The sequence below is a fragment of the Yersinia canariae genome, from assembly GCF_009831415.1.
Classification (GTDB): domain Bacteria; phylum Pseudomonadota; class Gammaproteobacteria; order Enterobacterales; family Enterobacteriaceae; genus Yersinia; species Yersinia canariae.
Genome location: NZ_CP043727.1, coordinates 1285741 through 1311893, shown reverse-complemented (window position 1 = coordinate 1311893; position 26153 = coordinate 1285741). Strand labels below are relative to the sequence as shown.

The following is a 26153-nucleotide window of genomic DNA, read 5'->3' as shown; positions in this document are numbered from 1 at the left end:
CCACCCCCTCCTTAAACAAGTTCCTCATGGTACTTTTGACCTCTATCCAAAAGCAAGCAAACAACTGTGTTGTAAGCGCTTGGCAGCAGGTTTTTTTTATGTTTACCATGGTAACCCCAAAGAGCATCACAGGAAGAGCGATTTTGCCGCAGCTTGATGAACATTATCTGGTCATTACCGCACTCGGTGCTGACCGCCCTGGGATCGTAAATACTATCACCCGCCATGTCAGTAGCTGCGGTTGTAATATTGAAGATAGCCGGCTGGCCATGTTTGGTGAAGAGTTCACATTTATTATGCTGCTTTCAGGCAGTTGGAACGCCATCACCCTTCTGGAATCAACCTTGCCGCAAAAAGGCGCAGAGCTTGATTTGCTGATTGTAATGAAACGAACCAATGCTCAACATCAGAAAGCCATGCCTGCTACGGTATGGGTTAAAGTTGAAGTGAATGACTCCCCTCATATTATTGAACGGTTTACCAATCTGTTCCATTGCCACAATATGAATATTGCGGAGTTGGTTTCCAAAACTCAACCGGCTGAAGGTGACATTCCTCCTCGGTTACATATCCAGATGAGTGCGCACAGTCCCGCTAGCCAAGACAGTTCAATAATCGAACACGCTTTTTATCAGCTATGTACAGAACTCAACGCACAAGGCAGTATTAGCGTTGTGAACTATCCACAGCATGACTCACGAATGGAGAGTTAGTAATGAGCCCATTGAAAGCCGGTGATATTGCGCCGAAGTTTAGTTTGCCCGACCAAGACGGCGAGCAAATTAGTTTGGCCGACTTCCAGGGACAACGTGTCTTAGTCTATTTTTATCCTAAAGCCATGACACCTGGCTGTACTGTTCAGGCCTGCGGTCTGCGCGACAACATGGATGAATTAAAAAATGCGGGCGTCGAAGTGCTGGGTATTAGCACCGATAAACCGGAAAAGTTGTCACGTTTTGCAGAAAAAGAACTGCTGAATTTCACATTGCTATCTGATGAAAATCATCAGGTTGCTGAGCAATTTGGTGTCTGGGGCGAGAAAAGCTTTATGGGTAAAACCTATGACGGTATTCATCGCATCAGCTTCTTGATTGGGACTGATGGGAAAGTGGAGCATGTGTTTGATAATTTCAAAACCACCAACCACCACGATATCGTTTTGGATTATTTGCGCCAAAGTGCTTGAGTGATAGCCCTGTGAGCTATGCCCATCATTTGTAAAAAAGAGCGCTTAAGCGCTCTTTTTATTGCCAATAAATCGAATTATCCCCAAAGCCATTATTGTGCAGTAAGGTCGGCGGGGGCAGTTAATCTGCGTCGGGGATAAACTCCTCAGGCCATGCATGAATAACGGCTTTCACCAGTGTGGCCAAGGGTATAGCAAAAAATACGCCCCAAAAGCCCCACATCCCGCCAAAAATGATCACTGACAGGATAATGACCAGCGGATGCAAATTCACCGCCTCAGAAAATAACACTGGCACCAGCAAGTTACCATCCAACCCCTGCACCACTAAGTAGGCGACAAAAAGTGTCCAGAAATCCGCGCCAATTCCCCATTGGAATAGGGCGACCAGCACCACCGGGATAGTAACAATCACCGCGCCAATATAAGGAATCAAAACAGAAAAACCGACCAATACCGCCAGTAACAGGGCGTAATTCATCCCCATCACAAAGAACACTAAATAAGTGGCGATGCCGACCACCACCATTTCCACTACTTTCCCGCGAATATAGTTGGTAATCTGTTGGTTCATTTCTAACCAAACTTGGCCGGCCAAACCCCGGTTGCGCGGTAAAATACGGCGCACTGCATTCAGCATTTGCTCTTTATCTTTGAGCAGGAAAAACAGCATCAGCGGCACTAAAATCAAATAGATAGCTAATGTCAGTAAGCCAATTAATGACGCCAGCGAGAATTTCACCACTGACTCACCCATCCCAGAGAGCTTACCGCGCAGATTTTCGGCCATCATATCGACAATACCGGCGTCCACCAATGCGGGATAACGCGAAGGTAATGTCTGAGCGAATGCATTGAATTTATTCAGCATTTTCGGCATATCCGAGATCAGATTATTGCCTTGTTGCCAGACTGTCGGGGCGACAACAAATACCGCCAGCAGCGCAACACCGCCGAAAACCACCAACATAATACTGGCCGCCCACGGGCGCGAACACCCAATACGCTGTAACCGGGCCGTCGGCCACTCTAACAGATACGCTAGAACAATAGCCGCCAATAACGGGGCCAAGATACCGCTGAAGAAGTAGAGAATACAGAACCCAGCCAACAGAATAACCAGTAAAGCGATAACCTGCGGATCGGTAAAACGGCGGCGATACCATTGTAACAACAGCTCTAGCATCCGAAATTGCTCCTTAAATACCATGAGAAACCCGCAAATTGACGAATTCCTTTAACAGCCCCGATATACACAGGTATGACCGAAAGTCTGTTTGACACGTCAGCCGTTTTCTTATCACCGTTGCCTTAGTCGCCATTCCTTCATATAACTATTTCTTTATACCTATAGGCTGACTAAGATAGTTGCAAGTTTCAGTAATGGATGATGAGCTTAACCTTTGACCTATTTAATACTATTTTTGTGATCTAACTCGCTTTCGTGATGATTGTACTGGAGAGCAGAGCAAGGAAGAAGAACTCTTACACATCTCGGAGTCTAATTGTCATTACATCAGTAGGGGCAACCTCGTTTATGACATATCAGTTAAATAAAACAGGTCAGTTAAACAAAGCAGGTCGGGCAAGTAAAACGGTGGTAGCCGCCTTGCTCAGTAGCTTGTTACTCACCGGCCCCGTAGCTGTCAACGCTGAGACCCAGACGCAAGACCTGTTGCCCGATATCGGCACTTCCGCGGGTGCAACATTAAGTATTGATCAGGAAAAAGCCATGGGGGATTTTTATGTCCGCCAAATGCGCGCCAGTGCCCCACTGATTTATGACCCATTACTGACACAATACATCAATTCGCTGGGTAACCGCTTAGTCGCAAATGCTTATTCAGTGCGCACACCATTTCATTTCTATTTGGTGAATAACGACCAAATTAACGCCTTTGCTTTCTTTGGCGGCAATGTGGTGCTCCACTCGGCTCTGTTTCGCTATACAGAAAACGAAAGCGAACTGGCATCCGTATTAGCCCATGAAATCTCTCATGTCACTCAACGCCACCTGGCGCGAGCAATGGAAGAACAGCAACGAATGGCTCCCCTGACATGGGTTGGGGTGCTTGGGTCTATTTTGCTGACGATGGCCAGCCCACAAGCTGGTATGGCGGGCTTGAGCGGCACATTGGCGGGTGCTCAGCAAGGAATCATCAGCTTTACTCAGGGCAATGAACAAGAAGCTGACCGAATTGGTATTCAAGTATTGCAGAGGTCAGGATTTGACCCGCAAGCCATGCCGAATTTCCTGCAAAAACTGGCTGATCAGTCGCGATATGCATCTAAACCACCCGAAATGCTGCTGACTCACCCATTACCCGATAGCCGTTTAGCTGATGCGCGTAACCGTGCTAATCAGATGAAACCGCACCCGATTGCCTCGTCGCAAGATTATTTGTTCGCCAAAGTCCGGATTTTGGGCATGTATGGTTCGACGGAAAATAGCCTGACACCAGACCTACTTGAAACCTTAAGTAAAGGGACGTCGCGCGAACAGCTGGCCGCCAAATACGGCCAGGCTATTTTGCTGTATCAAGCCAAAAAATACGATGAAGCCCGCAATCAGTTACAACCGCTATTAACACAACAGCCGGGCAATATTTGGTTCCTTGACCTGATGACTGATATCGATTTGGGCCAAAATAAAGCAGCCAGCGCCATTAGCCGCCTACAAGCGGCAACCGCTAAACAAAATGATGAGCCGGTATTGCAGTTGAATCTGGCCAATGCCTATGTTCAGGGCGGCCAACCGGCTGCGGCTATCAAAATATTGCGCAGCTATACATTCAGCAACCCTAATGACCCTAACGGCTGGGATTTACTGGCGCAAGCGGCAGCAGCACTGGGTCTGCGCGATCAAGAACTGGCCGCGCGCGCAGAAAGCCTGGCACTGAGTGGTAAATTGACTCAAGCTATCGGCTTACTCAGTGACGCCAGTGCGCGAGTGAAACTGGGGAGTTTGGAACAAGCTCGCTATGATGCCCGCATTGACCAATTACGCCAATTGAATGAGCGTTTCCGTAAATATCAGAAGTCCTAAGGAAAGTATGATGAAAGACGTGACGATTTATCATAATCCGCGTTGCTCCAAAAGCCGGGAAACCCTCGCGTTAATTGAGCAGCACGATATCAAACCACAGGTAGTATTGTATTTAGACACCCCACCCTCGGTGGCGACGTTAAAAGAGTTGCTGCAACAGTTGGGTTTCAGTGACGCCCGACAATTAATGCGCACCAAAGAGGATCTCTATAAAGAGCTGAATCTGGCGGATAAGGCTCTGACACAAGAGCAATTACTGCAAGCTATGAGTGATAATCCCAAATTGATCGAACGCCCAATTGTGGTTGCTCAAGGCAAAGCAAGAATTGGCCGACCACCAGAGCAAGTGCTTGAAATCTTACCCTGAAGTGATTGGATTAGGGATAAACATTGAACGGATGCCATAACATGTATTCGTTCAATGTTATTGTTTACAACCCCAGAATCTCTTTCACGAAAGGAATCGTGAGCTTGCGTTGTGCGGTTATAGAGGCGCGATCAAGCTGATCGAGTGTCGTAAACAGAGTGCGCATTTCCCGATCCAGTCGTTTTAACAGAAAACGGCCAACATCTTCAGGTAATTCAAAACCGCGTAATTTGGCGCGTAATTGCAGAGCTTGCAATTTTTCATCATCTGACAAAGGCTGCAATTTATAGATTTGCCCCCAATCAAGCCGAGAAGCTAAATCAGGTAAACCGAGGTTTAATTGGCGCGGCGGGCGATCGCCGGTTATCAATAAACGGGTGCGGCCGGTTTCTACAATGCGGTTATAGAGGTTAAATATCGCCATTTCCCACTGTTCATCGCCAGCAATACACTCAATATTATCAATACAAACCAGTGCCAGCTGTTCCATACCATCCAACACTTCCGGCACAAAATATGCGCGTTTATCCAGCGGGACATAACCCACGGCCTCACCTTTTTGCGATAACTCAGCGCAAGCGGCATGCAATAAATGGCTACGTCCACCCCCTTCACGTGACCAGAAGTAGATATAACTGCCATGAGACTGATGAACAGTAGACTGGATCGCCGCTAATAGGGACGGGTTCTCCCCCGGATAAAAACTAGCAAAAGTTTCATCATCGGGAAGATAGAGTGGCAGTGAAAGCTGTGCCGGCGTATTCAGAAGCACCTCAACCAACAAAACGGGCGGGAAAACGTGGCAAGCTTACCACAAAAAATTACAACAGCATAAAAACCTGATCTAGGACGAAAAACTGGCCGAACCGACAAGTGCGGCACGGCCAGAGATCACGTTTACTTAAGTGCAGGTTCGTCTTCCGGTGCTTCAATAATCTCTTCTTCAGTGTGGATCAAACTGATCACTTTGAACAGCAAGCTCAGGCCGATGCCGACTACTGTAGCCAACGCCATGCCTTTCAGTTCAGTTGCACCAATATTCACTTTCGCGCCGCTCACCCCGATAATCAGGATGACAGAGGTTAAAATCAGGTTTTGCGCTTTGTTGTAGTCCACTTTTGACTCGATCAACACGCGGATACCTGACGCTGCAATCACACCGTACAGCAGCAATGAAACACCGCCCATAACCGGCACCGGAACGGCCTGAATTGCCGCGGCCAATTTACCGACACAAGAGAGCATAATCGCCAGAATCGCGGCACCACCAATAACCCAAGTGCTGTAAACACGGGTGATCGCCATAACACCGATATTTTCACCGTAAGTGGTATTCGGTGTTGAGCCGAAGAAGCCGGAAATCACTGTTGAAATACCATTAGCAAACATCGAACGATGCAGGCCAGGGTCACGAATCAAATCCTTTTTCACAATATTTGCTGTTACCACCAAGTGGCCAATATGCTCGGCAATCACCACCAGCGCCGCAGGTAAAATGGTCAAAATGGCAAACCACTCAAAGCGCGGAGTATAAAACGTCGGTAAAGCAAACCAGTGAGCATCACGGATTGGCGTTAAATCAACCACACCCATCACGAATGACAGGGCATAACCGGCCAGCACACCAATTAGAATCGGGATAATGGCAAAAAAGCCGCGGAACAGCACTGATCCCAGAATGGTCACACCTAACGTCACCATTGAAATAATGATTGTGGTTGAATCGACCGTCACTCCTTGCGCAGGTAATAACCCCGCCATACCCGCAGCAACACCCGCCAGTTCAAGGCCGATAACGGCAACAATCGCCCCCATCGCCGCCGGTGGGAAGAGGACATTTAGCCAGCCAGTACCGGCTTTTTTTACAATCAATGCGACCAGACAAAACAGCACGCCGCACATGATAAAACCGCCCAGCGCGACTTCGTACCCCAATGGCAACAGCAGTAATACCGGCGAAATAAAGGCGAAGCTGGACCCTAGGTAAGCTGGGATCTTTCCTTTACAAATGAATAAGTAAAGCAAGGTTCCGATACCATTAAACAACAGCACTGTGGCCGGGTTAATTTTAAACAGAATAGGAACTAAAACTGTGGCACCAAACATTGCGAATAAATGTTGGAAACTCAGGGGGATCGTCTGGAGCAGCGGTGGACGCTCGCTGACGCCAATGGTGCGACGGCTCATTTTCTCTATCCTCTCAATGGTGTGTTTAAAAATGTTTATGCTAAAACTTATTCAAAAAAAAGCCGACTATCGAGTCGGCTATCATCTTTATTTTGTTCCGAAAATCTTATCACCAGCATCACCTAACCCAGGGATGATGTAACCGTGTTCGTTCAGCCCTTGATCGATGGAAGCCGTGTACAGCTCGACATCTGGGTGAGCAGCCTCCAATGCTTTAATCCCTTCTGGTGCGGCGACCAACACCAATACTTTGATACTCTTACAGCCTGCATTCTTAAGCAAATCAATGGTCGCAATCATCGAACCACCGGTTGCCAGCATCGGGTCAACCACCAGCGCCATGCGCTCATCGATATTTGACACCAGCTTCTGGAAGTAAGGTACTGGTTTTAGCGTCTCTTCGTCGCGATAGACACCGACCACACTGATGCGAGCGCTAGGAACATTTTCCAAAACCCCTTCCATCATGCCCAAACCAGCACGCAGAATAGGCACTACCGTAATTTTCTTACCTTTAATCTGTTCAATCTCAACCGGCCCGTTCCAACCCTCGATGGTGACTTTCTCAGTTTCCAGATCGGCGGTTGCCACGTAAGTCAGCAAACTCCCCACTTCAGACGCTAACTCGCGAAAACGCTTTGTACTGATATCATTCTCACGCATCAAACCAAGTTTATGTTTTACTAGCGGGTGCTTCACCTCAACGATCTTCATTATTTTTCTCCTGGTTAGGCGACTGGCGGCCAAAAAAATCGCGAGATTATACCGCCTTTTTTTTTGAACGCCATAATGAATAGCCTGATTCAGATCAATAGAAAATCATTATTAAGTCAAGAAAGCTAAAAATCGGCGTGATATCACAAGCTACTCGCAAACGTTTGCCTGCGCTGTTAGAATTGTCGCGTTTTCTTCCTATGCTTAAACCGCCAACCGCCGTGGGGACCTCGCAGTGACCAACAAAACCTCTCTCAGCTATAAAGACGCAGGTGTAGATATTGATGCCGGCAATGACCTTGTTGATCGCATAAAAGGTGTGGTTAAACAAACCCGTCGCCCAGAAGTGATGGGTGGATTGGGCGGGTTCGGTGCCCTGTGCGCTTTGCCACAAAAATACCGTGAACCTATTCTTGTTTCAGGCACTGATGGCGTTGGCACCAAGCTACGCCTGGCGATGGACCTGAAACGCCACGATACTATCGGTATCGATTTAGTCGCTATGTGTGTCAACGACCTGGTTGTTCAAGGTGCCGAGCCTTTGTTCTTCCTTGACTATTTTGCCACCGGCAAACTGGATGTAGATACTGCCGCCAGTGTGATTACCGGCATCGCTGAAGGGTGTAAACAATCAGGTTGTGCACTGGTTGGTGGCGAAACCGCCGAAATGCCGGGGATGTACCACGGTGAAGATTATGACGTTGCTGGCTTCTGTGTTGGTGTGGTCGAAAAATCTGAAATTATTGACGGCAGCAAGGTCGCTCCGGGTGATGCTCTGGTGGCCTTAGGTGCCAGCGGCCCGCATTCGAATGGCTATTCGCTGGTACGTAAAATTCTGGAAGTCAGCAACACAAATCCAGAACAGACTCAATTAGACGGTAAATCTCTGGCTGACCACTTGCTGGAACCAACCAAAATCTATGTAAAATCCATCCTTAGCCTGATTGAACAACTTGATATTCATGCTATTGCTCACCTGACCGGCGGCGGCTTCTGGGAAAATATCCCACGCGTTTTGCCACAAGGGACTCAGGCGGTTATCGATGAAGCTAGCTGGCAGTGGCCTGCGGTATTTAGCTGGTTGCAGCAAGCCGGTAATGTCAGCCGCCACGAAATGTACCGTACATTTAACTGTGGGGTTGGCATGGTTGTTGCGCTTCCGGCAGAACTCGCCGATAAAGCCGTTGAGCTACTAACAGCATCCGGTGAAAAAGCATGGAAAATCGGGGTGATCGCTGCCGCAACTGATGGTGCAGAGCAAGTTATTATCAACCCATAATATTGCTGACTCATCCTGCAGCTTCAAGTACGAAGGGTATTATGAAAAAGATAGTGGTTTTGCTCTCGGGCCAAGGCAGTAATTTACAAGCACTGATAGACGCCCAACAGCAGGGGCGTATTTCAGGCGAGATTAGTGCTGTTTTTAGTAATAATCCGCAAGCTTATGGGTTAGAACGTGCTGAATTGGCGGGCATTGCACACCATGCAATAGATGCCAAATCCTATGCTGATCGTGCCAGTTTCGACTTGGCATTAGCGCAAGCCATTGATGAATATCAGCCTGATTTACTGGTGCTTGCGGGTTATATGCGTATTCTCAGCCCTGAGTTTGTTCAGCATTATGCTGGCCGAATGTTGAATATTCATCCCTCATTACTGCCAAAATACCCGGGCCTGCACACCCATCGCCAGGCACTGGAAAACGGTGATCAGGAACACGGTACTTCAGTGCATTTTGTCACTGATGAACTGGATGGTGGCCCCGTTATTCTGCAAGCCAAAGTCCCGATTTTCAGTGATGATACTGAAGAAGATGTGATCGAGAGAGTCCAAACTCAGGAGCACAATATTTATCCGCTAGTGGTCGGTTGGTTTACCGATGGCCGCCTGTCTATGCAGGATAATGCTGCCTGGTTGGATGGTAAGCGCTTACCCGCTCAAGGTTATGCGGCAGAATAAAACCCGTAGTTAATAGCTGACTGATTAAAGGCGCTGCCATTTTTTGGGTAAGCGCCTTTTTTAATTCCCCTGTGCTTACACCTTGTGCTAATAGTATAATTTCTATGGCAGCAACCGCTGCCGTCATACGAGGAGTAAGCATGTCTACCACTAGCAGCGTCCGGTTACGTCCACTGGAACGGGATGATCTGCCGTTTGTTCATCAGTTAGATAACAATGCCAGCGTTATGCGCTATTGGTTTGAAGAGCCTTACGAGGCTTTTGTCGAGCTGTCTGATTTGTACGATAAGCATATTCATGATCAGAGCGAGCGACGCTTTATTATTGAAAGCCAGGGCACAAAAGTGGGTCTGGTCGAGCTGGTTGAAATTAACCATATTCACCGCCGTGCTGAGTTTCAGATTATTATCGACCCAGCCCATCAAGGTAAAGGTTATGCCGGTTCAGCTGCAAGATTAGCAATGGAATACGGTTTTTCCGTACTGAACTTGTATAAACTGTATTTGATTGTGGATAAAGAAAATGAGAAAGCTATTCATATCTACAGCAAATTAGGCTTTGAATTGGAAGGTGAGTTGAAACAAGAGTTCTTTATCAATGGCGAGTATCGCACTGCCATTCGCATGTGTATTTTCCAGCCACAATATTTGGCCAAATATAAAACACCATCGATAAAGAGTACTTAGCCGATAGCCTGGTCATTCATTGGCGCTGAAGCAATCCCAGTCGCTTCAGTGCCAATTCCTCAGAATCAACCGTAGCGCCCGGTAATATAGTCTTCCGTACGCCGCTGATGTGGCGAAGTAAACAGCGCGTCGGTATCGTTATATTCCACCAGCGCCCCCTGATGGATAAAAGCAGTATAATCTGAAACCCTTGCTGCCTGCTGCATGTTATGGGTAACCAACACCACAGTATATTGCTGTTTTAATTCAGTAATAAGCTCTTCAATAGTCAAAGTCGAGATAGGGTCCAATGCCGATGTCGGCTCATCCAACAATAGCACTTCCGGCTCAATCGCAATGGCTCTGGCTATCACTAAGCGCTGTTGCTGACCACTGGAAAGGCGGAAGGCGTTTTCGCGCAACCGGTCTTTGACTTCATGCCACAAGGCAGCAGCCCGTAATGAGCGCTCAACGGCATCATCGAGAACGCGTCGGTCACGGATCCCCTGTAAACGCAGGCCATAGACCACATTCTCATAAATAGATTTTGGGAAGGGATTTGGCCGCTGGAAGACCATGCCAACCCGCCGACGCAATGCAGCAACATCGGTGCTTTTCTCGGTAATCACTTCATTACCAAGACGGATCTGCCCCTCAAGACGGCAATTATCCAGCAAATCATTCATTCGGTTAAAGCAGCGTAATAAAGTTGATTTACCACAGCCAGAGGGGCCAATCAGCGCGGTAACACGGTGCTTGGGCACATTAAAGGAAATATCGTGCAGCACTTGTTTGTCGCCATAGAATAAATTGAGCTTTTCGACCGCCAAGGCAGTTTGCTCGTGAGTCAGTTGCTGCACATCAAGCAGTGGCAGCGAATCCGGCATCAACAGTCCCATATATTGTCCTGCGGGTTAAAAAGTTCAGTCACAGCATTAAACCACGGTATTTTTCGCGCAGATGATGACGAATACCAATAGCCGCTAAATTAAGGCCAACCACAATGATAACCAGCAATAGTGCCGTGGCGAACACTAATGGCCGGGCAGCTTCTACATTAGGGCTTTGGAATGCCATATCGTATATCTGGAAGCTTAAATGCATAAATTTACGTTCTAAATGCAGGAACGGGAAAACACCGTCCACCGGCAAGAGTGGCGCTGATTTCACCACCCCGACCAACATCAGCGGAGCCGTTTCCCCTGCCGCTCGCGCTACCGCTAAAATTAACCCGGTAATCATGGCTGGAGCGGCCATCGGCAACACAATATGCCACAGTGTCTCTGCTTTACTCGCCCCTAGCGCGAGTGAACCTTGCCGTAAGCTGACCGGAATACGCGATAAGCCCTCTTCAGTCGCAACAATCACCACCGGCAATGTCAATAATGCCAGGGTTAATGCCGCCCATAATACGCCCGGCGTGCCGAAGGTCGGGTTGGGCAGCGCTTCAGGGTAAAACAGTTTATCCAGTGAGCCGCCTATAAAATAGACAAAGAAACCGAGGCCAAATACTCCATAAACAATGGATGGCACGCCGGCTAAATTCACCACGGAAATACGAATCATCCGAGTCAGCCAGTTTTTTCCCGCGTACTCATGTAAGTAAACCGCCGCAATGACACCCAATGGCATAACCACGATGGACATCAATATCACCATCAATACAGTACCAAAAATAGCCGGAAACACGCCGCCCTCAGTATTGGCGTTACGCGGGTTATCAGTCAGAAACTTATGTGTTTGCACTGCAAAATGGCGCAGTTTCTGCCAAAGACTCATATCATTGGGATACCAGGCACTCTTGATTTGGCTAAGTGGCAGTGGATGAATTTGCCCATTCATGTCCCGTAACAGCAGGGTGTAACGGTTTTGGTCCGTTTGCAGGCCGCGTAATTTCTCCATCATCGCCAGATGGCTGCGCTGTAGTTCGCCCCACTCGGCTTCAATTCGGTCTTGTGATTTACTGTCAAAATCACCGGTCATTTGCAGGCGTTTTTTCTGTAGTCGTAATACTTCAAACTGTTGATTCAGCATGTTCATCTGACGGAACTGGATATCTTTCGACTGCCTGACCAGCGCCTGTATCACCGGAATACGCTTTTGCAGTTCCTGAGCCAAATTATCGCCCACAACGGGCTGGCCGTTATCCAGCATTCCGGCGAGAAAACCATATGCTGTCCCATTATTTTGCCTATCTAGTACCAGTAAATCTTTAGGCTGACTGCGCTGCTGAATATCCGTGTCCAGCAACCGGTGAAAATCTTGCCCTTGTGTCTCACGGTTACCGGTTTTAATCAGATAACGGGTCACGGTGTCACCCGCCTCTGGCGGTAAAACCATGCCCGCTTGTTCTAATTGCTGGCGAGGGAGAGACTGCTGCTGATAAATCTCACCAATCACTCTGACCGGGCCGGCGGCAGTTTGCTTGAGTTCAAACTCGTAAACCGGGCTGGGCCAGAAATATCGCATCCCCTGCCCGGCCAATAACAAGACAACACCCAGTAAGGCTAACAAGCTGATGCTCACTGATCCGGCTGTCAGCCAAATCCACGGCGAGCCAGAGGTAAACCATTTTTTGGTCAAGCTGGCCATCAGGCAATCTGCTCCATTTGATAGCGTTCACGTAAGCGCAGACGAATGGATTCGGCGAGTGTATTGACTAAAAACGTGAAACAAAACAGGACTAATGCCGTCAGGAATAGCACCCGATAATGACCGCTGCCCATCACGGCCTCCGGCATTTCAATAGCAATGTTGGCCGCCATCGCCCGTAATCCTTGGAAAATGCTGCCATCAATAATCGGCGTATTCCCGGTTGCCATAAGTACAATCATGGTCTCCCCAACCGCGCGGCCAAAACCAATCATCAGCGCGGAGAAAACACCCGCATAAGCTGATGGCAAAACAACACGAGTCAGGGTTTGCCATGGCGTAGCACCTAGCGCCAGAGAACCTTGGCTCAGTGACGGTGGCACACTAAAGAGGGCGTCTTCGGCCAGCGAGAAAATGACAGGGACCAGGGCAAAGCCCATGGCAACGCCCACAACTAAGGCATTACGCTGAGAATAATTATCGCCCAACCATTCATGCAACGGAATTCCCAATGTCCATATCGCCAATTTCGGCCCCAACCAGAGTGCCGAAGCCCCGGTCAACAGAATGACCGGCAGCAAGATAATGACATCCCAGCCTGCGGGCAGTTTGCGTTGCGTTTTTTCCGACAATCGCGCACTGCCCCAGCCACACAATAGAATCGCCAACGCCAACAATGGCGGCAACAATAAAATACCGGTCAGATAATGTTCAATTATCGGTGCCAACCAAATACCGGCAATCAGCCCAATAACTACCGTCGGAAATGCGCCCATCATCTCAATCGTCGGTTTAACCACTCTCCGCAGGCCTGCCGACATAAAATAAGCAGTATAAATAGCACCAGCCAATGCCAGTGGAACAGCAAACAACATGGCATAGCCCGCAGCCTTTAGGGTGCCAAAGATAATAGGTATCAGGCTAAATTTGGCTTGATAACTCTCTTGTGCCGAACTCGATTGCCAGACATAGGCCGGCTCCGGGTAATTTTCATACCACACCCGCTGCCATAGGCTACGCCAATTGATATCAGGGTAACGATTGTCTAATTGATAAGAAGACCAACCAGCCGCATTCTCTATCAGCAGGTTATCGCCCCAAGGAGAAAAAGCCGCATGGGTCACCCCCTCCGCCAATTTATGCTGCAATAGCGGAGCTGACTGGATGCTGGAGAAGAGCGATAACTCGCCTTGTGGCGACAATGAAGCAAATACTCGCCGGGCATTTTCAGTCGTCAGTAAGCCCTTACCCGCAGGAGTAAAGCTGCGAATTCGTGTTAAATGGTATTGATTATCTGGCTCTTTGGGCACGTCAAACCATTGCGTGACTACGCCGTCCGGCGATTGAACCAACAGAGACTTTCCACCGGCCAACAGCGCGAGAGTTAAAGGGCCATCGGCGGCATGTTTATCATCGCGCAACGACACCACTTCCCGCAGTGTTAGTTCAGTGCCAAGTTGGTAGATATAGAGCTGATTGCCCGATAACAAATAGAGCAAATGCCCATCTGGGGCCAAGATCAACTGATCGGTTTTCGGCACATCCGTCAGCTCGGCGATGTACTGGCCCTGCGCAGTAAACGCCCCTGCCAGTAAGCGGCCATCATCAGTGGCGGCCGCCAAAGCAAAGTGTTGTGGCTGCGGCTCCGCCAACACCAGGTGACTCAGATTTTGACCTTTCAAATCCAAAAAGCGCGGTTGCTCACCCAGCGGAAATTGCCAGCGCGGCGGTGTCGCTGAGAAGTCGGGTTGCAGCAAAGTAAAGTGGCCATTACTCAGGCCAACACCATATAAAGATTGGCTACCTATAGCACGGCTGATTGATACTGGCGGAGGTGACAACTGTTGCTCACTGATAAGGCTACCGGCGGGAGATTCACCCTGCGCATTGAGGCGAATAAAATAACCTCGCCCTTTATTATCAATACGGTATCCCACCAACCCCTGCGCATCAGTCCCCAGAGCAAGAGTGGGCGCGCTGCTATTTATCGCAAACTGACTGTGCAAATTCATCGAGGCAGGTTTAAACAGCGGCAGTACGGCGTACAATAAATAGACGAAAATCAGCATTAATGTCAGCAAAACCAACAGGCCACTGCCCGTAACTAACATACGCACCAGACGTTCAATGACAGCCCGGCGCTTATCTCTCCCTGATTGTGTTACTACGCCCGCTTGCCGCATAATCTTTGATTGTCCCATGCCCTTACGCTGCTCTATCCCATCGATGTTATCAACCCAGCCACAATCTATAATATATAGCGCCAGATGACCGAGCATCTTATGTCAGTTTTGTGGCGTTTGCATGACAATGTTTTTATACCCACCCTCTTTCAAACTACAGTTGTATTACCGGTTTCCTGCATCTTGAAATCTATTGAATAGGATTATTAGCAAACAAAGTTAACTAATGATATCTGTTGGACTTTCTTATCATTCTTTCGCAATAATGATTACGGACACTAAATACTCCCACAATAATCTTACTGGAGTTGCAATGGGTCAGGAAAAGCTCTACATCGAGAAAGAACTCAGCTGGTTAGCCTTTAATGAGCGGGTATTGCAGGAAGCGGCGGATAAGAGCAATCCACTCATTGAGCGGATGCGGTTCCTTGGTATTTATTCCAACAATTTGGATGAATTTTACAAAGTCCGTTTCGCCGATCTGAAGCGGCGCATTTTGATTAGCGAAGAGCAAGGCTCTGCCGTGACCTCGCGCCATTTGCTGAAAAAAATTCAGAGCAAAGTGGTGAAGGCCGACCAAGAATTTGATGGGTTATATAATGAGCTATTGCTGGAGATGGCCCGTAATCAGATCTTTTTGATTAATGAGCGGCAAATTTCCGAGAATCAGCAAATCTGGCTCAAGCTCTATTTTAAGCAGCATCTGCGCCAGCACATCACACCTATTCTGATTAATCGTGACACCAATTTGGTGCAGTTTTTAAAAGACGACTATACCTATTTGGCAGTGGAAATTATCCGTGGTCAGGAAATTGCCTATGCCCTGTTAGAAATTCCTTCTGATAAAGTACCGCGCTTCGTTAATTTACCACCAGAAGCCCCCCGCCGTCGCAAGCCAATGATATTGCTTGATAATATTCTTAGATATTGCCTTGATGAGATTTTTAAAGGCTTCTTTGATTATGATGCGCTAAATGCCTATTCCATGAAGATGACCCGTGATGCGGAATATGATTTGGTCACTGAAATGGAATCCAGCCTGCTGGAATTGATGTCATCAAGCTTAAAACAACGTCTGACGGCCGAGCCGGTACGCTTTGTTTATCAACGCGATATGCCGGATGAAATGGTGGAATTACTGCGCGGTAAACTGGGTATCTCGAATGATGATTCAGTTATTGCTGGCGGCCGTTACCATAATTTCAAAGACTTTATCAGCTTCCCGAATGTCGGCAAAAGCAATCTGGTTAATAAGCCGTTGCCACGTCTGCGCCATGTTTGGTTTGATAAATTCCGCAATGGCTTTGATGCTATTCGCGAACAAGATGTGTTGCTGTATTACCCTTATCACACTTTCGAACACGTATTGGAATTACTGCGCCAGGCATCCTTCGACCCAAGCGTGTTAGCCATTAAAATCAATATTTATCGTGTTGCCAAAGATTCTCGCATTATCGAATCAATGATCCATGCGGCCCATAATGGCAAGAAAGTGACTGTGGTCGTGGAATTGCAGGCGCGTTTCGACGAAGAAGCCAATATTCATTGGGCCAAAAGTCTGACCGCCGCGGGTGTACACGTTATTTTCTCCGCGCCGGGTTTGAAAATTCACGCCAAGTTATTCCTAATTTCCCGTCTCGAAGGCGAGGAAATCGTGCGTTATGCTCATATTGGTACCGGTAACTTTAACGAGAAAACCGCGCGTATTTATACCGACTATTCATTGCTGACGGCAGATGCCCGTATTACCAATGAAGTTCGGCGGGTATTTAACTTTATTGAAAACCCATACCGCCCGGTCAAATTCGATAATTTGATGGTATCACCGCAAAACTCGCGTTTGATGCTGTATCAATTGATCGATCAGGAAATTATTCATGCTCAGGCGGGCGAAAGCGCCGGGATTACCCTGAAGATAAATAATTTAGTGGATAAAGGTCTGGTAGATAGGTTATATAACGCCTCCAGTGCGGGAGTGAAGATCCGGTTATTAGTGCGTGGCATGTGTTCACTTACCCCCAATATGCCGGGGATCAGCGATAATATCCAGGTCACCAGTATCGTTGACCGTTTCTTAGAGCATGACCGAGTGTACGTCTTTGAGAATAAGGGTGACAAACTGGTCTATCTCTCTTCCGCTGACTGGATGACTCGTAATATTGATTATCGTATTGAGGTAGCAGTTTCATTACTGGACCCGAGGTTAAAACAGCGGGTGCTGGATATTTTAGAGCTGTTATTCAACGACACGGTAAAAGCCCGTTATATTGATAAAGAACTGAGTAATCGTTATGTACCGCGTGGAAATAGGCGCAAAGTACGTGCACAGATTGCCATCTATGATTATTTAAAAGCGCTGGAACAACCAGAGCAGTAAGGCTAAAACTATGCCGCTAACCAATAATTCGACTACCACAAAACCGCAAGAAATTGCCGCTATCGATCTGGGTTCTAACAGTTTCCATATGGTTATTGCCCGTGTTGTTAATGGCGCACTGCAGGTTTTAGGGCGCCTGAAGCAGCGTGTGCATCTGGCTGATGGTCTGGATAGCAATAATATGCTCAGCGAAGAAGCCATTGAGCGGGGTCTGGCTTGTCTGGCCTTGTTTGCAGAACGTTTGCAAGGTTTCTCACCAGATAACGTCTGCATCGTGGGGACGCACTCACTGCGACAAGCTGCGAATGCAGAGACTTTCCTCAAGCGTGCCGCCCAGGTCATTCCTTATCCGATCGAAATCATTTCCGGTCAGGAAGAAGCGCGCCTGATTTTTATGGGCGTTGAACACACTCAGCCGGAGAAAGGCCGCAAACTGGTGATTGATATCGGTGGCGGTTCAACCGAGTTGGTTATTGGCGAAGACTTTGAACCTTTACTGGTCGAAAGCCGCCGTATGGGCTGCGTTAGTTTTGCCCAACAGTTTTTCCCACACGGCGAAATCAGTAAGACAAACTTCAAGCGTGCCCGTCTGGCCGCCGCACAAAAACTGGAAAACCTCGCCTGGCAATATCGAATCCAAGGTTGGCAATATGCTCTGGGTGCTTCCGGCACCATTAAAGCCACCTACGAAGTGCTGGTGGAAATGGGCGAGAAAGACGGTTTGATTACCCCTGAGCGCCTCGAAATGCTGGTTGAGCAAGTGCTGCAATATAAACACTTCTCAGCACTGAGCCTGCCGGGGCTATCGGAAGATCGCCAATCGGTGTTTGTGCCGGGTTTGGCTATTTTATGTGGCGTATTTGATGCCTTAGCAGTCAAAGAGTTGCGTTTATCGGATGGTGCGCTGCGTGAGGGGGTTCTCTATGAGATGGAGGGCCGTTTCCGCCATCAGGATATTCGCCAACGCACGGCCAAAAGCTTGGCCGAGCACTACAATATTGACCGGGAACAAGCTCGCCGGGTGCTGGAAACAACCGAACAGCTTTATACCCAATGGTTGGCACAAAATACCAAGCTGGTACAGCCGCAACTTGAAGCATTGCTAAGATGGGCGGCCATGCTACATGAGGTCGGTCTGAGTATTAATCACAGCGGAATGCATCGCCATTCTGCTTATATTTTGCAAAATACCAACTTACCGGGCTTCAATCAGGAACAGCAATTACTGCTGGCGACCTTGGTGCGTATGCATCGAAAAGGGATTAAGCTTGATGAGCTGCCGCGCTTGAATTTATTCAAGAAAAAGTATTATTTGCCGTTAATTCAGTTATTACGTTTGAGTACTTTATTGAATAATCAGCGTCAATCGACCACCACACCAGAAACACTGCGGCTGATAACAGATGACAGCCATTGGACATTGCGCTTCCCGGCAGGTTACCTGGCACAAAATAATCTGGTACAACTGGATTTTGAACGTGAGCAGGCTTACTGGGATGACGTCGTCGGCTGGAAGCTTATCATTGAAGAAGAAGCACCGGAAGATGCTGAAGTAGAAGCTGAAAATCCTAAAGTGTAAGTAGAAAAACCCCGATGAGCTTACTCAAGTCAGTGATTCGGGTGCGTGAGAGCAGCTAACGCCGCTGCAATTTCAAGTACGAAGGTATTACCCAAAGTTATTGGGATTGCAGCAAGGCAGCAAGTGAACAAATCCCGATGAGCTTACTCAAGTCAGTGATTCGGGTGCGTGAGGGCAGCTAACACCGCTGCAATTTCAAGTACGAAGGGTAAAGGTAAATATGAAAAAAAGGCCCTCAACACAACTAACAAAAATCATCTTGCTGGTGAGCTTTCTCATTCTGTTTGGCCGCTTATTGTATGCGGGGATTGCTTCTATTTCTCATCATCAGGAACGGCGTGAAGAGCAGCGAATCGAACTGTCTGTGGACGGCGAACCGCCTGGCTCTCATGAGACTGATTTTGCACCTTAGACTTTCGCTATCTACTGTATATACCCCAAATAATTCGAGTTGCAGGAAGACGGCAGCTGAGCAAATCCTCAAGCGCTTGCACAAGTAAGTGACTGGGGAAGTTAACACACCTGTAGTTCGAAGCATGACAGATATAAAGGACACACTATGCCAGTGCCGATTACGCCTGTGCCACTTTCTTCGATTGTAAAAAACAAAGCTAAAAATAATGCGAAAAAATTGGCAGAAATACGCAACCGAATACTTTCCTTATTGTTGAATAATAAAGCCTTGGTCGACGGTATTCTTGGCCGTCAGGAAGACCGCGAAAAACTCAGTAATGAGCAATTAGCAGAAAAAACATTAGAATTAAAGACTCTGCTCGACAATTTGCACGCAGCTGACCTTGCCGACTTGCTCGAAGCCTTACCCAATGATGAACGTCTGGCGTTGTGGCGGTTAGTCAAAAATGAAAAGCGCGGTCAAACACTGGTCGAAGTCTCTGAAACGGTGTGGGACACACTCATCACAGAGATGAGTGATAAAGACCTGTTAAAAGCGATGCGCACCTTGCATGTTGATGAACAGGCTTATCTGGCCGAATACCTGCCGCGTAACTTGATGGGCCGCCTGCTCACCTCATTGGACCCGGACCAACGGGCCAGAGTGCGTGAAATTATCCAATATGGCCGCGATACCGTCGGCCAGATGATGGATTTCGAACTGGTGACGGTACGGGCCGATGTCACTCTGGCCACGGTACAGCGCTATTTGCGTTATCGGAAAAATATCCCCGATGCCACAGATAAAATCTTCGTTATTGACCGCAAAAATACCTTACTTGGAGAACTGCCGCTGACCGCCGTTCTCCTTAACTCACCCAATACTCTGGTATTCCAGGTGATGGAGAGCAACCCAATCACTTTCCAGCCGGAGCAGAAAGCCGAAGATGCCGCTGGAGCCTTTGAACGTTATGACTTAATCAGTGCCGCAGTTATCGATGCTAAAGGCAAACTGATGGGCCGTCTGACCATCGAAGAGATAGTTGACGTGGTGAATGAAGAGAGTGATACCACATTAAGGCGGATGGGGGGCTTAAGCCCAGAGGAAGATGTATTCTCCCCTGTAGGCCGTGCGGTTCGAACCCGTTGGTCATGGCTGGCAATCAATCTCTGTACTGCGTTTGTGGCCTCAAGGGTCATCGGATTATTTGAAGATACCATTTCACAATTAGTGGCATTGGCTGCGTTAATGCCAATTGTTGCAGGTATTGGCGGCAACACGGGTAACCAAACTATCACCATGATTGTTCGGGCTTTGGCATTGCACCATATTCAGCAGGGCAATGTGACCTTCCTGATGTTCAGGGAACTGGGTGTGGCCCTGATCAATGGCCTGGTATGGGGAGGAATTATGGGGGTTGTCACCTATCTACTCTATGGTGACCCGGCCATGGGCGGCGTGATGACGTTGGCGATGATACTTAACTTGTTAATGGCGGCGCTGATGGGCGTTATTATCCCGATGACTATGGCCCGTTTAGGTCGTGACCCGGCGATTGGTTCCAGTGTCATGATCACAGCAATCACCGATACTGGCGGCTTTTTCATTTTTCTGGGACTCGCCACCATATTCTTAGTTTAGTGTTTATGCTAATAAATAATTAATTAAACAGTGAGCACGCCAATAACACTCGTTAGTGCTGATCTAGACTAAACTATTGAATGCGGTATATTTTTATGTAGTGAGTTTTCCCATAATAATCATAATGATTGTGAGCAAAATAAGGCGTTCTATGGATCTCAGTGCGGTCGAAAAGCCGGCTCCTGACAACAAAACAATTCTGCACATTGCTATCACCAGCATAGTAGTGTTTTTGCTCGCACTCTTTTGTATCCGGCTTTCTGAGCAATCAGAAAATCTGGCCCCTTTATGGTTCCCAACCGCAGTATTGATGGTGGCATTATTTCATCACCCGACGCGCTATTGGTCGTGGCAATTACTGGCGGCAGGGATATCTATTGTTGCGGCCAATTTTATTTTATATGGTATCAGTTGGTTCCCACTGCCATTAACACTGATAAATCTTGCGGAATCAGCCGCCGGCGCGTGGCTACTGCGAAGATTACTCCAGCCCAAAGACCCACTTAATAACCTCTTCAGTTGGCTCAAATTCTCCATTTGTACCGTGATTCTGGTTCCCTTGGTGAGTGGGCTGGCGGCGGCTTGGTACTTAGCGCCTCAAAACGGCAATTTTACTCCAGTGCTTACCGTGTGGTTTATGTCCGAAGCTATCGGCATGTTAGCCTTAGGCCCGGTTGGGCTACTTTATCGCCGTGGTTATTTCAATATTACAACCAAAACCAAAGCACTGTTCGACATGATTTGGATGATGATAGCCTCGCTGACGGCTTGTTATATTGGTTTGATTTATCTACCTTTTCCTTTCACTTTCATTATTATGGCGTTGATTTGGGTATCCATCCGGCTTCCCCGTTTTGAAACCTTTACTATCTGTTTTCTAGCGACATTGCTGATTGCAATGATGATTAATTTCAACCTGTTTACACTTCCGACCGATACCAAACTGTCAGTGCAGGCGTTTTCTTTTATTCCCTTATTGATGGTGCTGATTCCCCCTCATGCCATGGCAATGGTAATGCACTCCTTTCGAATGGAAAAAGAGCATATTGTTGAAAGCGAAAACCGCTTTCGCAACGCCATGGAATATTCCGCCATCGGCATGGCTCTGGTCTCGCCGGAAGGCAAATGGATGCAGGTCAATCAGGCACTGTGTAAGTTGCTGAACTACAGTCAGGAAACCTTACTAACTCTGACTTTTCAGCAAATCACACACCCAGAAGACCTCTCCGCAGATATGAAATTACTGGATGATCTCTATCATGGCCGCATCCCCAGTTATTCGATGGAAAAACGCTATATCCGCAGTGATGGCGAGGTGGTGTGGGCATTGCTGGTTGTAAGTGTGGTGCGGGATCACGAGCAGCAACCGCTCTATTACATCTCGCAGGTCGAAGATATTAATGATCTGAAAAAGAGTGAGATAATTAACCGCCGTCTGATGGAGCGCATTACGCTGGCTAACGAAGCGGGCGGGATTGGCATCTGGGAATTGGATCTGAGAAAGCAGGTGATCAGTTGGGATAAGCGGATGTACGAACTTTATCATATCCCGCTGTATACCCCGGTTGACGATAAAGTTTGGCGCACACATGTACATCCGGAGGATATCAATCGAGTCAATCGCGAATACAGCGCAGCCCTAAAGCAGCGCCAGCCGTATCGCCTGGAGTTCAGGTTGCTATTGCCGAACGGTGAGATTGTGCATCTGCGTAATCAAGCCAATATGGTGTGTGATAAGAAAGGCAATATTCTGCGCCTAATCGGCACCACGCTGGATATGACCGAAATCAGGAACCTGACGGAAGCGCTGCACGAAGAGAAAGAGCGGTTGCATATCACGCTGGACTCCATCGGCGAAGCGGTGGTCTGTACCGATCAGGAGATGAAGATTACCTTTATGAACCCTGTCGCCGAGAAAATGACCGGCTGGGCCAATACCATCGCACTGGGTCAGCCCGTCAGCCATATTATTAAGCTGACCAACGGAGTGGATGGGCCAGAAATTGACAACCCAATCGAGCACTGTCTCAATCACCGCCCTTACTCTTCGCTGAATGAGTCGATAGTGTTACATCATCGCGACGGGCAGCATTACGACATTCAGGAGTCCGTCGCGCCGCTGAAAACCCTCGAAGGTGGGGTGGTCGGGGCGGTTATGGTGTTCCAAGATGTCGGCGAGTCGCGCGCCATGATGCGCAAACTCAGCCACAGTGCTTCCCACGACAATCTGACCGGTCTGCCAAACCGTGCCAATTTTGAAAACAAGTTGAAAGCCGCTATTCAAGTCAGTGTCGAGCTCAACCAGCAACATGCACTGGCGTTCCTCGATTTAGACTATTTTAAAGCCATCAACGACACCGCAGGCCATCCAGCGGGGGATGCATTGCTGAAAGAGTTGAGCCAGTTGATGCGCCAGCATTTACGCAACAGCGACTGTGTCGCGCGGCTCGGCGGTGATGAGTTTGGTTTACTGATGCTCAACTGCACCCTGCCCCACGCCAAAGCCATCACCCAAAGTCTGGTGTCCATGATCAATGGCTACCATTTTTACTGGGAAGATAAGCTTTATCGTATCGGGGCCAGCGCCGGTGTGACCCAAATTAGCAGCAGCAATAATCAGCGTAGTGAGATTATGGCGCAGGCCGATATCGCCTGTTATACCGCCAAACACAGTGGTCGCGGTCAGGTGTTCCTCTATCAGCCACGGCAAAAACAGTTGTTGGCACGCCAGCACGACTTGCTGAGCAAAGAGGATGTCGAAAATATCATCAGTGAGAGCCAACTGACACTGCAACTGACCCCAACGGCACCACCTAAAACGCCATTGTCAGTCTGCTTTTATCAGGTCAGTTTCGTGGTCAATCGTCCGCAAAACATGAATGTTAGCCAAGCCGAATTTCAGGAAGCCGCGCTGCTGTATGGCTTACTGCCGCAGGTCGACGGCTGGGTGTGCGAGCAGTTGTTAGTCACACAGGCCGAGGCAATTAATCGCAAAGGGATGTCACTGGCAATCCCGTTATCCGAGATAGCGCTGCTCAAGGAGGATTTCCGTCAGTCACTGCTGGCGCTGGTGCAACAGACCGCGTTACCACCGCAAAGCTTGTACTGGATGGTCGACGAATCCACCTTACTGCAATACCCGTTTGCGATTGGTAATTTCCTCGCCAAGCTGCAAGAACTGGGCTGCAAGTTAATTGTTAAGGAGTTTGGCCATAATCTGAATGATTTTGAATTACTGGCTGAGCACACCATTGATTATCTGAAATTCAATAGCGATTTAATTGCTCATATTCATATTAATCAAATGGATGAAGTGCTGATATCCATCATCAACGGCACAGCACAACGGGCCAATATAGCCACACTGGCAGGCCCGATAGAGTTAGCCCCCACTCTCCATAAGTTAGTGGCTATCGGAGTTGATTTAGCCGACGGCGAAATGATTGGCCCCACAGCCCCCCTAACAGAGGTGCTTAACAGCGGATATTTCGCGATTAAATAGCCTAATATCCTGACTTGACGATTGCCCCACTGCTCACTCTAGGGTAAAGTCGCCCCCCTTTATTTGGCCTGGGGCAATTATGTTCATTGGATTTGACTACGGCACAGCAAACTGCTCGGTTGCCGTGATGCGGGACGATACTCCCGAATTGCTGGTGCTGGAAAATAATGATGTCTATTTGCCCTCCATGCTGTGCGCCCCGACCCGGGAAGCCGTTAGTGAGTGCCTGCACCGCCACTGGCAGGTGCCAACCGGCAGTGACGAAAATCAGCAACTGTTACGCCGGGCCATGGCGTTCAATCGCGAAGAAGATATCCCGGTCACCACTGACAGCTTGATGTTTGGCTTGTCGGCTCTGGCCCACTATATTGAAGATCCCGAAGAAGTTTACTTTGTAAAATCGCCTAAATCTTTCTTAGGTGCCAATGGGTTAAAACCTCAGCAGTTAGCGCTGTTTGAGGATTTAGTCTGCGCCATGATGTTCCATATCAAGCGCCAGGCGGAATCCGTATTGGCATCAGAAATCCGTCAAACAGTCATTGGCCGCCCGGTTAACTTTCAGGGTTCCGGCGGCGAAGAAGCTAACCGACAGGCTGAAGGTATTTTACTGCGCGCCGCACAACGTGCGGGTTTTCGCGATATTGCCTTCCAGTTTGAGCCCGTCGCGGCGGGGCTGGATTTTGAAGCCACACTGAAGACGGAGAAAACGGTCTTGGTGGTAGATATTGGCGGGGGAACCACAGACTGCTCGGTGCTATTAATGGGGCCAAAATGGCAGGGGCTGGCAGACCGCCAGCAAAGCCTGCTGGGCCACAGTGGCTGCCGTGTCGGGGGGAATGACCTAGATATTATGTTGGCGTTTAAGCAACTGATGCCTTTGTTTGGTCTGGGTGGCGAAACCGAAAAAGGGATTGCGATGCCGTCATTGCCCTACTGGAATGCCGTTGCCACCAATGATGTCCCGGCACAAAGCGATTTCTACAGCACCGTTAATGGCCGTTTTCTGCGGGATTTAATCCGTGATGCCGCCAACCCACAGCAAGTTGAGCGCCTACTGAAAGTCTATCAGCAGCGTTTGAGTTACCGGTTGGTACGCGCCGCAGAAGAGAGCAAAATTGCGCTGTCTGAGCAAGAACAGGTCACGGCAGCACTGGATTTTGTCCAACCGGAATTGGGGCAAACTATCAGTCAGCAACAACTTGCTGAAGCTATTTCCCAACCACTGCAACGGATTCAAGAACAAGTCAGCCTGGCGCTCTCCACCAGCCACGTCACGCCAGATGTGATTTACTTGACTGGCGGCAGCGCCCGCTCCCCATTACTGCGAGCCGCATTAGAGCAACAATTGCCCGGCATCCCATTAGTGGGTGGTAATGATTTTGGCTCGGTTACAGCAGGGTTGGCGCGGTGGGCGCAGACACTTTATCGCTGATATTGAGTTGAGTATTGATGTTGATTACGTTTTCTGATTAGGTTGTTAGAACTTCACGGTTCAGTTAGCCTGCGATGAACCAACCGCCAAAGGGGCCATAATCACGGCCCCTTTGTGCAATCTCGCGTTGACGACTCCCTCGGCATTGATACTAACCAGATAAATGAAACCCTGAACCATTCCCCACCGATGCCCTCATTCATATCAAGCGAAACCTGATCCAATCTCATTTTAATGCCTATTCCGAATTATTCCGCTGAGAATAAGTATTAGCGCCCTACTGACTTTCTATTTTAATGGAAAATTCCAAGTTATTAATAAATAAAACC

The 26153-nt window shown here is 48.3% G+C and carries 20 protein-coding genes; 13 read left to right on the top strand and 7 right to left on the bottom strand.

Features of this window, described 5'->3' with window-relative positions:
• The first annotated feature begins 143 nt into the window (after window positions 1-143).
• On the top strand, window positions 144-713 hold the full coding sequence (locus F0T03_RS06035; RefSeq protein ID WP_145553928.1) for a glycine cleavage system transcriptional repressor: 570 nt from the start codon (window positions 144-146) through the stop codon (window positions 711-713).
• A 2-nt stretch (window positions 714-715) separates the two neighbouring features.
• Window positions 716-1186 (top strand): thioredoxin-dependent thiol peroxidase, encoded by a 471-nt coding sequence (gene bcp / locus F0T03_RS06030; RefSeq protein WP_159677452.1) that lies wholly within the window; start codon window positions 716-718, stop codon window positions 1184-1186.
• Window positions 1187-1307: 121 nt separating this feature from the next.
• On the opposite strand, the gene F0T03_RS06025 is transcribed toward bcp, so the two are convergent.
• The gene (locus F0T03_RS06025; protein ID WP_145553869.1) at window positions 1308-2372 is read right to left on the bottom strand and encodes an AI-2E family transporter; all 1065 of its coding nucleotides are present in this window, start codon (window positions 2370-2372) and stop codon (window positions 1308-1310) included.
• A gap of 351 nt (window positions 2373-2723) precedes the next feature.
• Between F0T03_RS06025 and bepA the strand changes: the two genes are divergently transcribed.
• Window positions 2724-4232: a beta-barrel assembly-enhancing protease gene (bepA, locus tag F0T03_RS06020; RefSeq protein WP_162526891.1), complete on the top strand. Its 1509-nt coding sequence runs from the start codon at window positions 2724-2726 to the stop codon at window positions 4230-4232.
• 10 nt (window positions 4233-4242) lie between these two features.
• A complete protein-coding gene (arsC, locus tag F0T03_RS06015) occupies window positions 4243-4599 on the top strand; it encodes an arsenate reductase (glutaredoxin) (protein ID WP_159680713.1) in 357 nt (118 codons plus the stop codon).
• A 64-nt stretch (window positions 4600-4663) separates the two neighbouring features.
• Here the strand turns inward: arsC and hda are convergent, their stop codons facing one another.
• From hda to upp, 3 genes are all read right to left on the bottom strand, one after another.
• Window positions 4664-5371, bottom strand: coding sequence for a DnaA inactivator Hda (gene hda, locus F0T03_RS06010; protein ID WP_162526890.1), 708 nt, complete (start codon window positions 5369-5371; stop codon window positions 4664-4666).
• A 125-nt stretch (window positions 5372-5496) separates the two neighbouring features.
• The gene (uraA, locus tag F0T03_RS06005; protein ID WP_159677451.1) at window positions 5497-6786 is read right to left on the bottom strand and encodes a uracil permease; all 1290 of its coding nucleotides are present in this window, start codon (window positions 6784-6786) and stop codon (window positions 5497-5499) included.
• Between the two features lie 87 nt (window positions 6787-6873).
• Window positions 6874-7500: a uracil phosphoribosyltransferase gene (gene upp, locus F0T03_RS06000; RefSeq protein WP_038635186.1), complete on the bottom strand. Its 627-nt coding sequence runs from the start codon at window positions 7498-7500 to the stop codon at window positions 6874-6876.
• A 235-nt stretch (window positions 7501-7735) separates the two neighbouring features.
• Here upp and purM point away from each other — a divergent pair, with 235 nt between their 5' ends.
• The 3 genes from purM to speG all read left to right on the top strand — a co-directional run bounded on the left by purM (window position 7736) and on the right by speG (window position 10145).
• A complete protein-coding gene (gene purM, locus F0T03_RS05995) occupies window positions 7736-8779 on the top strand; it encodes a phosphoribosylformylglycinamidine cyclo-ligase (RefSeq protein ID WP_145553863.1) in 1044 nt (347 codons plus the stop codon).
• A gap of 41 nt (window positions 8780-8820) precedes the next feature.
• Window positions 8821-9459, top strand: coding sequence for a phosphoribosylglycinamide formyltransferase (purN, locus tag F0T03_RS05990; protein WP_159677450.1), 639 nt, complete (start codon window positions 8821-8823; stop codon window positions 9457-9459).
• Window positions 9460-9599: 140 nt separating this feature from the next.
• Window positions 9600-10145 (top strand): spermidine N1-acetyltransferase, encoded by a 546-nt coding sequence (gene speG, locus F0T03_RS05985; protein ID WP_145553858.1) that lies wholly within the window; start codon window positions 9600-9602, stop codon window positions 10143-10145.
• A 65-nt stretch (window positions 10146-10210) separates the two neighbouring features.
• Here the strand turns inward: speG and pstB are convergent, their stop codons facing one another.
• The 3 genes from pstB to F0T03_RS05970 are packed head-to-tail and all read right to left on the bottom strand — an operon-like array spanning window position 10211 to window position 14899.
• Window positions 10211-11023, bottom strand: coding sequence for a phosphate ABC transporter ATP-binding protein PstB (gene pstB, locus F0T03_RS05980; protein ID WP_145553855.1), 813 nt, complete (start codon window positions 11021-11023; stop codon window positions 10211-10213).
• A 28-nt stretch (window positions 11024-11051) separates the two neighbouring features.
• Entirely contained in the window at window positions 11052-12716 is a 1665-nt protein-coding gene (pstA, locus tag F0T03_RS05975) for a phosphate ABC transporter permease PstA (protein WP_159677449.1), read from the bottom strand.
• Entirely contained in the window at window positions 12716-14899 is a 2184-nt protein-coding gene (locus tag F0T03_RS05970) for an ABC transporter permease subunit (protein WP_162527017.1), read from the bottom strand. Before F0T03_RS05970 ends, pstA begins: the two co-directional genes overlap by 1 nt.
• A 313-nt stretch (window positions 14900-15212) precedes the next feature.
• Here F0T03_RS05970 and ppk1 point away from each other — a divergent pair, with 313 nt between their 5' ends.
• The 6 genes from ppk1 (at window position 15213) to yegD (ending at window position 25824) form a co-directional block, all read left to right on the top strand.
• Window positions 15213-17276, top strand: a complete 2064-nt coding sequence (gene ppk1 / locus F0T03_RS05965; protein ID WP_159677447.1) for a polyphosphate kinase 1 — start codon at window positions 15213-15215, stop codon at window positions 17274-17276.
• 10 nt (window positions 17277-17286) lie between these two features.
• On the top strand, window positions 17287-18855 hold the full coding sequence (gene ppx, locus F0T03_RS05960; protein WP_159677446.1) for an exopolyphosphatase: 1569 nt from the start codon (window positions 17287-17289) through the stop codon (window positions 18853-18855).
• A 220-nt stretch (window positions 18856-19075) separates the two neighbouring features.
• Window positions 19076-19267 carry a YfgG family protein gene (locus tag F0T03_RS05955; RefSeq protein ID WP_159677445.1) on the top strand — a complete coding sequence of 64 codons (192 nt, stop codon included), beginning with the start codon at window positions 19076-19078 and terminating at the stop codon, window positions 19265-19267.
• A 147-nt stretch (window positions 19268-19414) separates the two neighbouring features.
• The gene (gene mgtE / locus F0T03_RS05950) at window positions 19415-20890 is read left to right on the top strand and encodes a magnesium transporter (RefSeq protein ID WP_145553842.1); all 1476 of its coding nucleotides are present in this window, start codon (window positions 19415-19417) and stop codon (window positions 20888-20890) included.
• A gap of 151 nt (window positions 20891-21041) precedes the next feature.
• Window positions 21042-24392, top strand: coding sequence for a diguanylate cyclase (locus tag F0T03_RS05945; RefSeq protein WP_159677444.1), 3351 nt, complete (start codon window positions 21042-21044; stop codon window positions 24390-24392).
• Window positions 24393-24471: 79 nt separating this feature from the next.
• Window positions 24472-25824, top strand: a complete 1353-nt coding sequence (yegD, locus tag F0T03_RS05940) for a molecular chaperone (RefSeq protein WP_159677443.1) — start codon at window positions 24472-24474, stop codon at window positions 25822-25824.
• Window positions 25825-26153 lie beyond the last annotated feature (329 nt).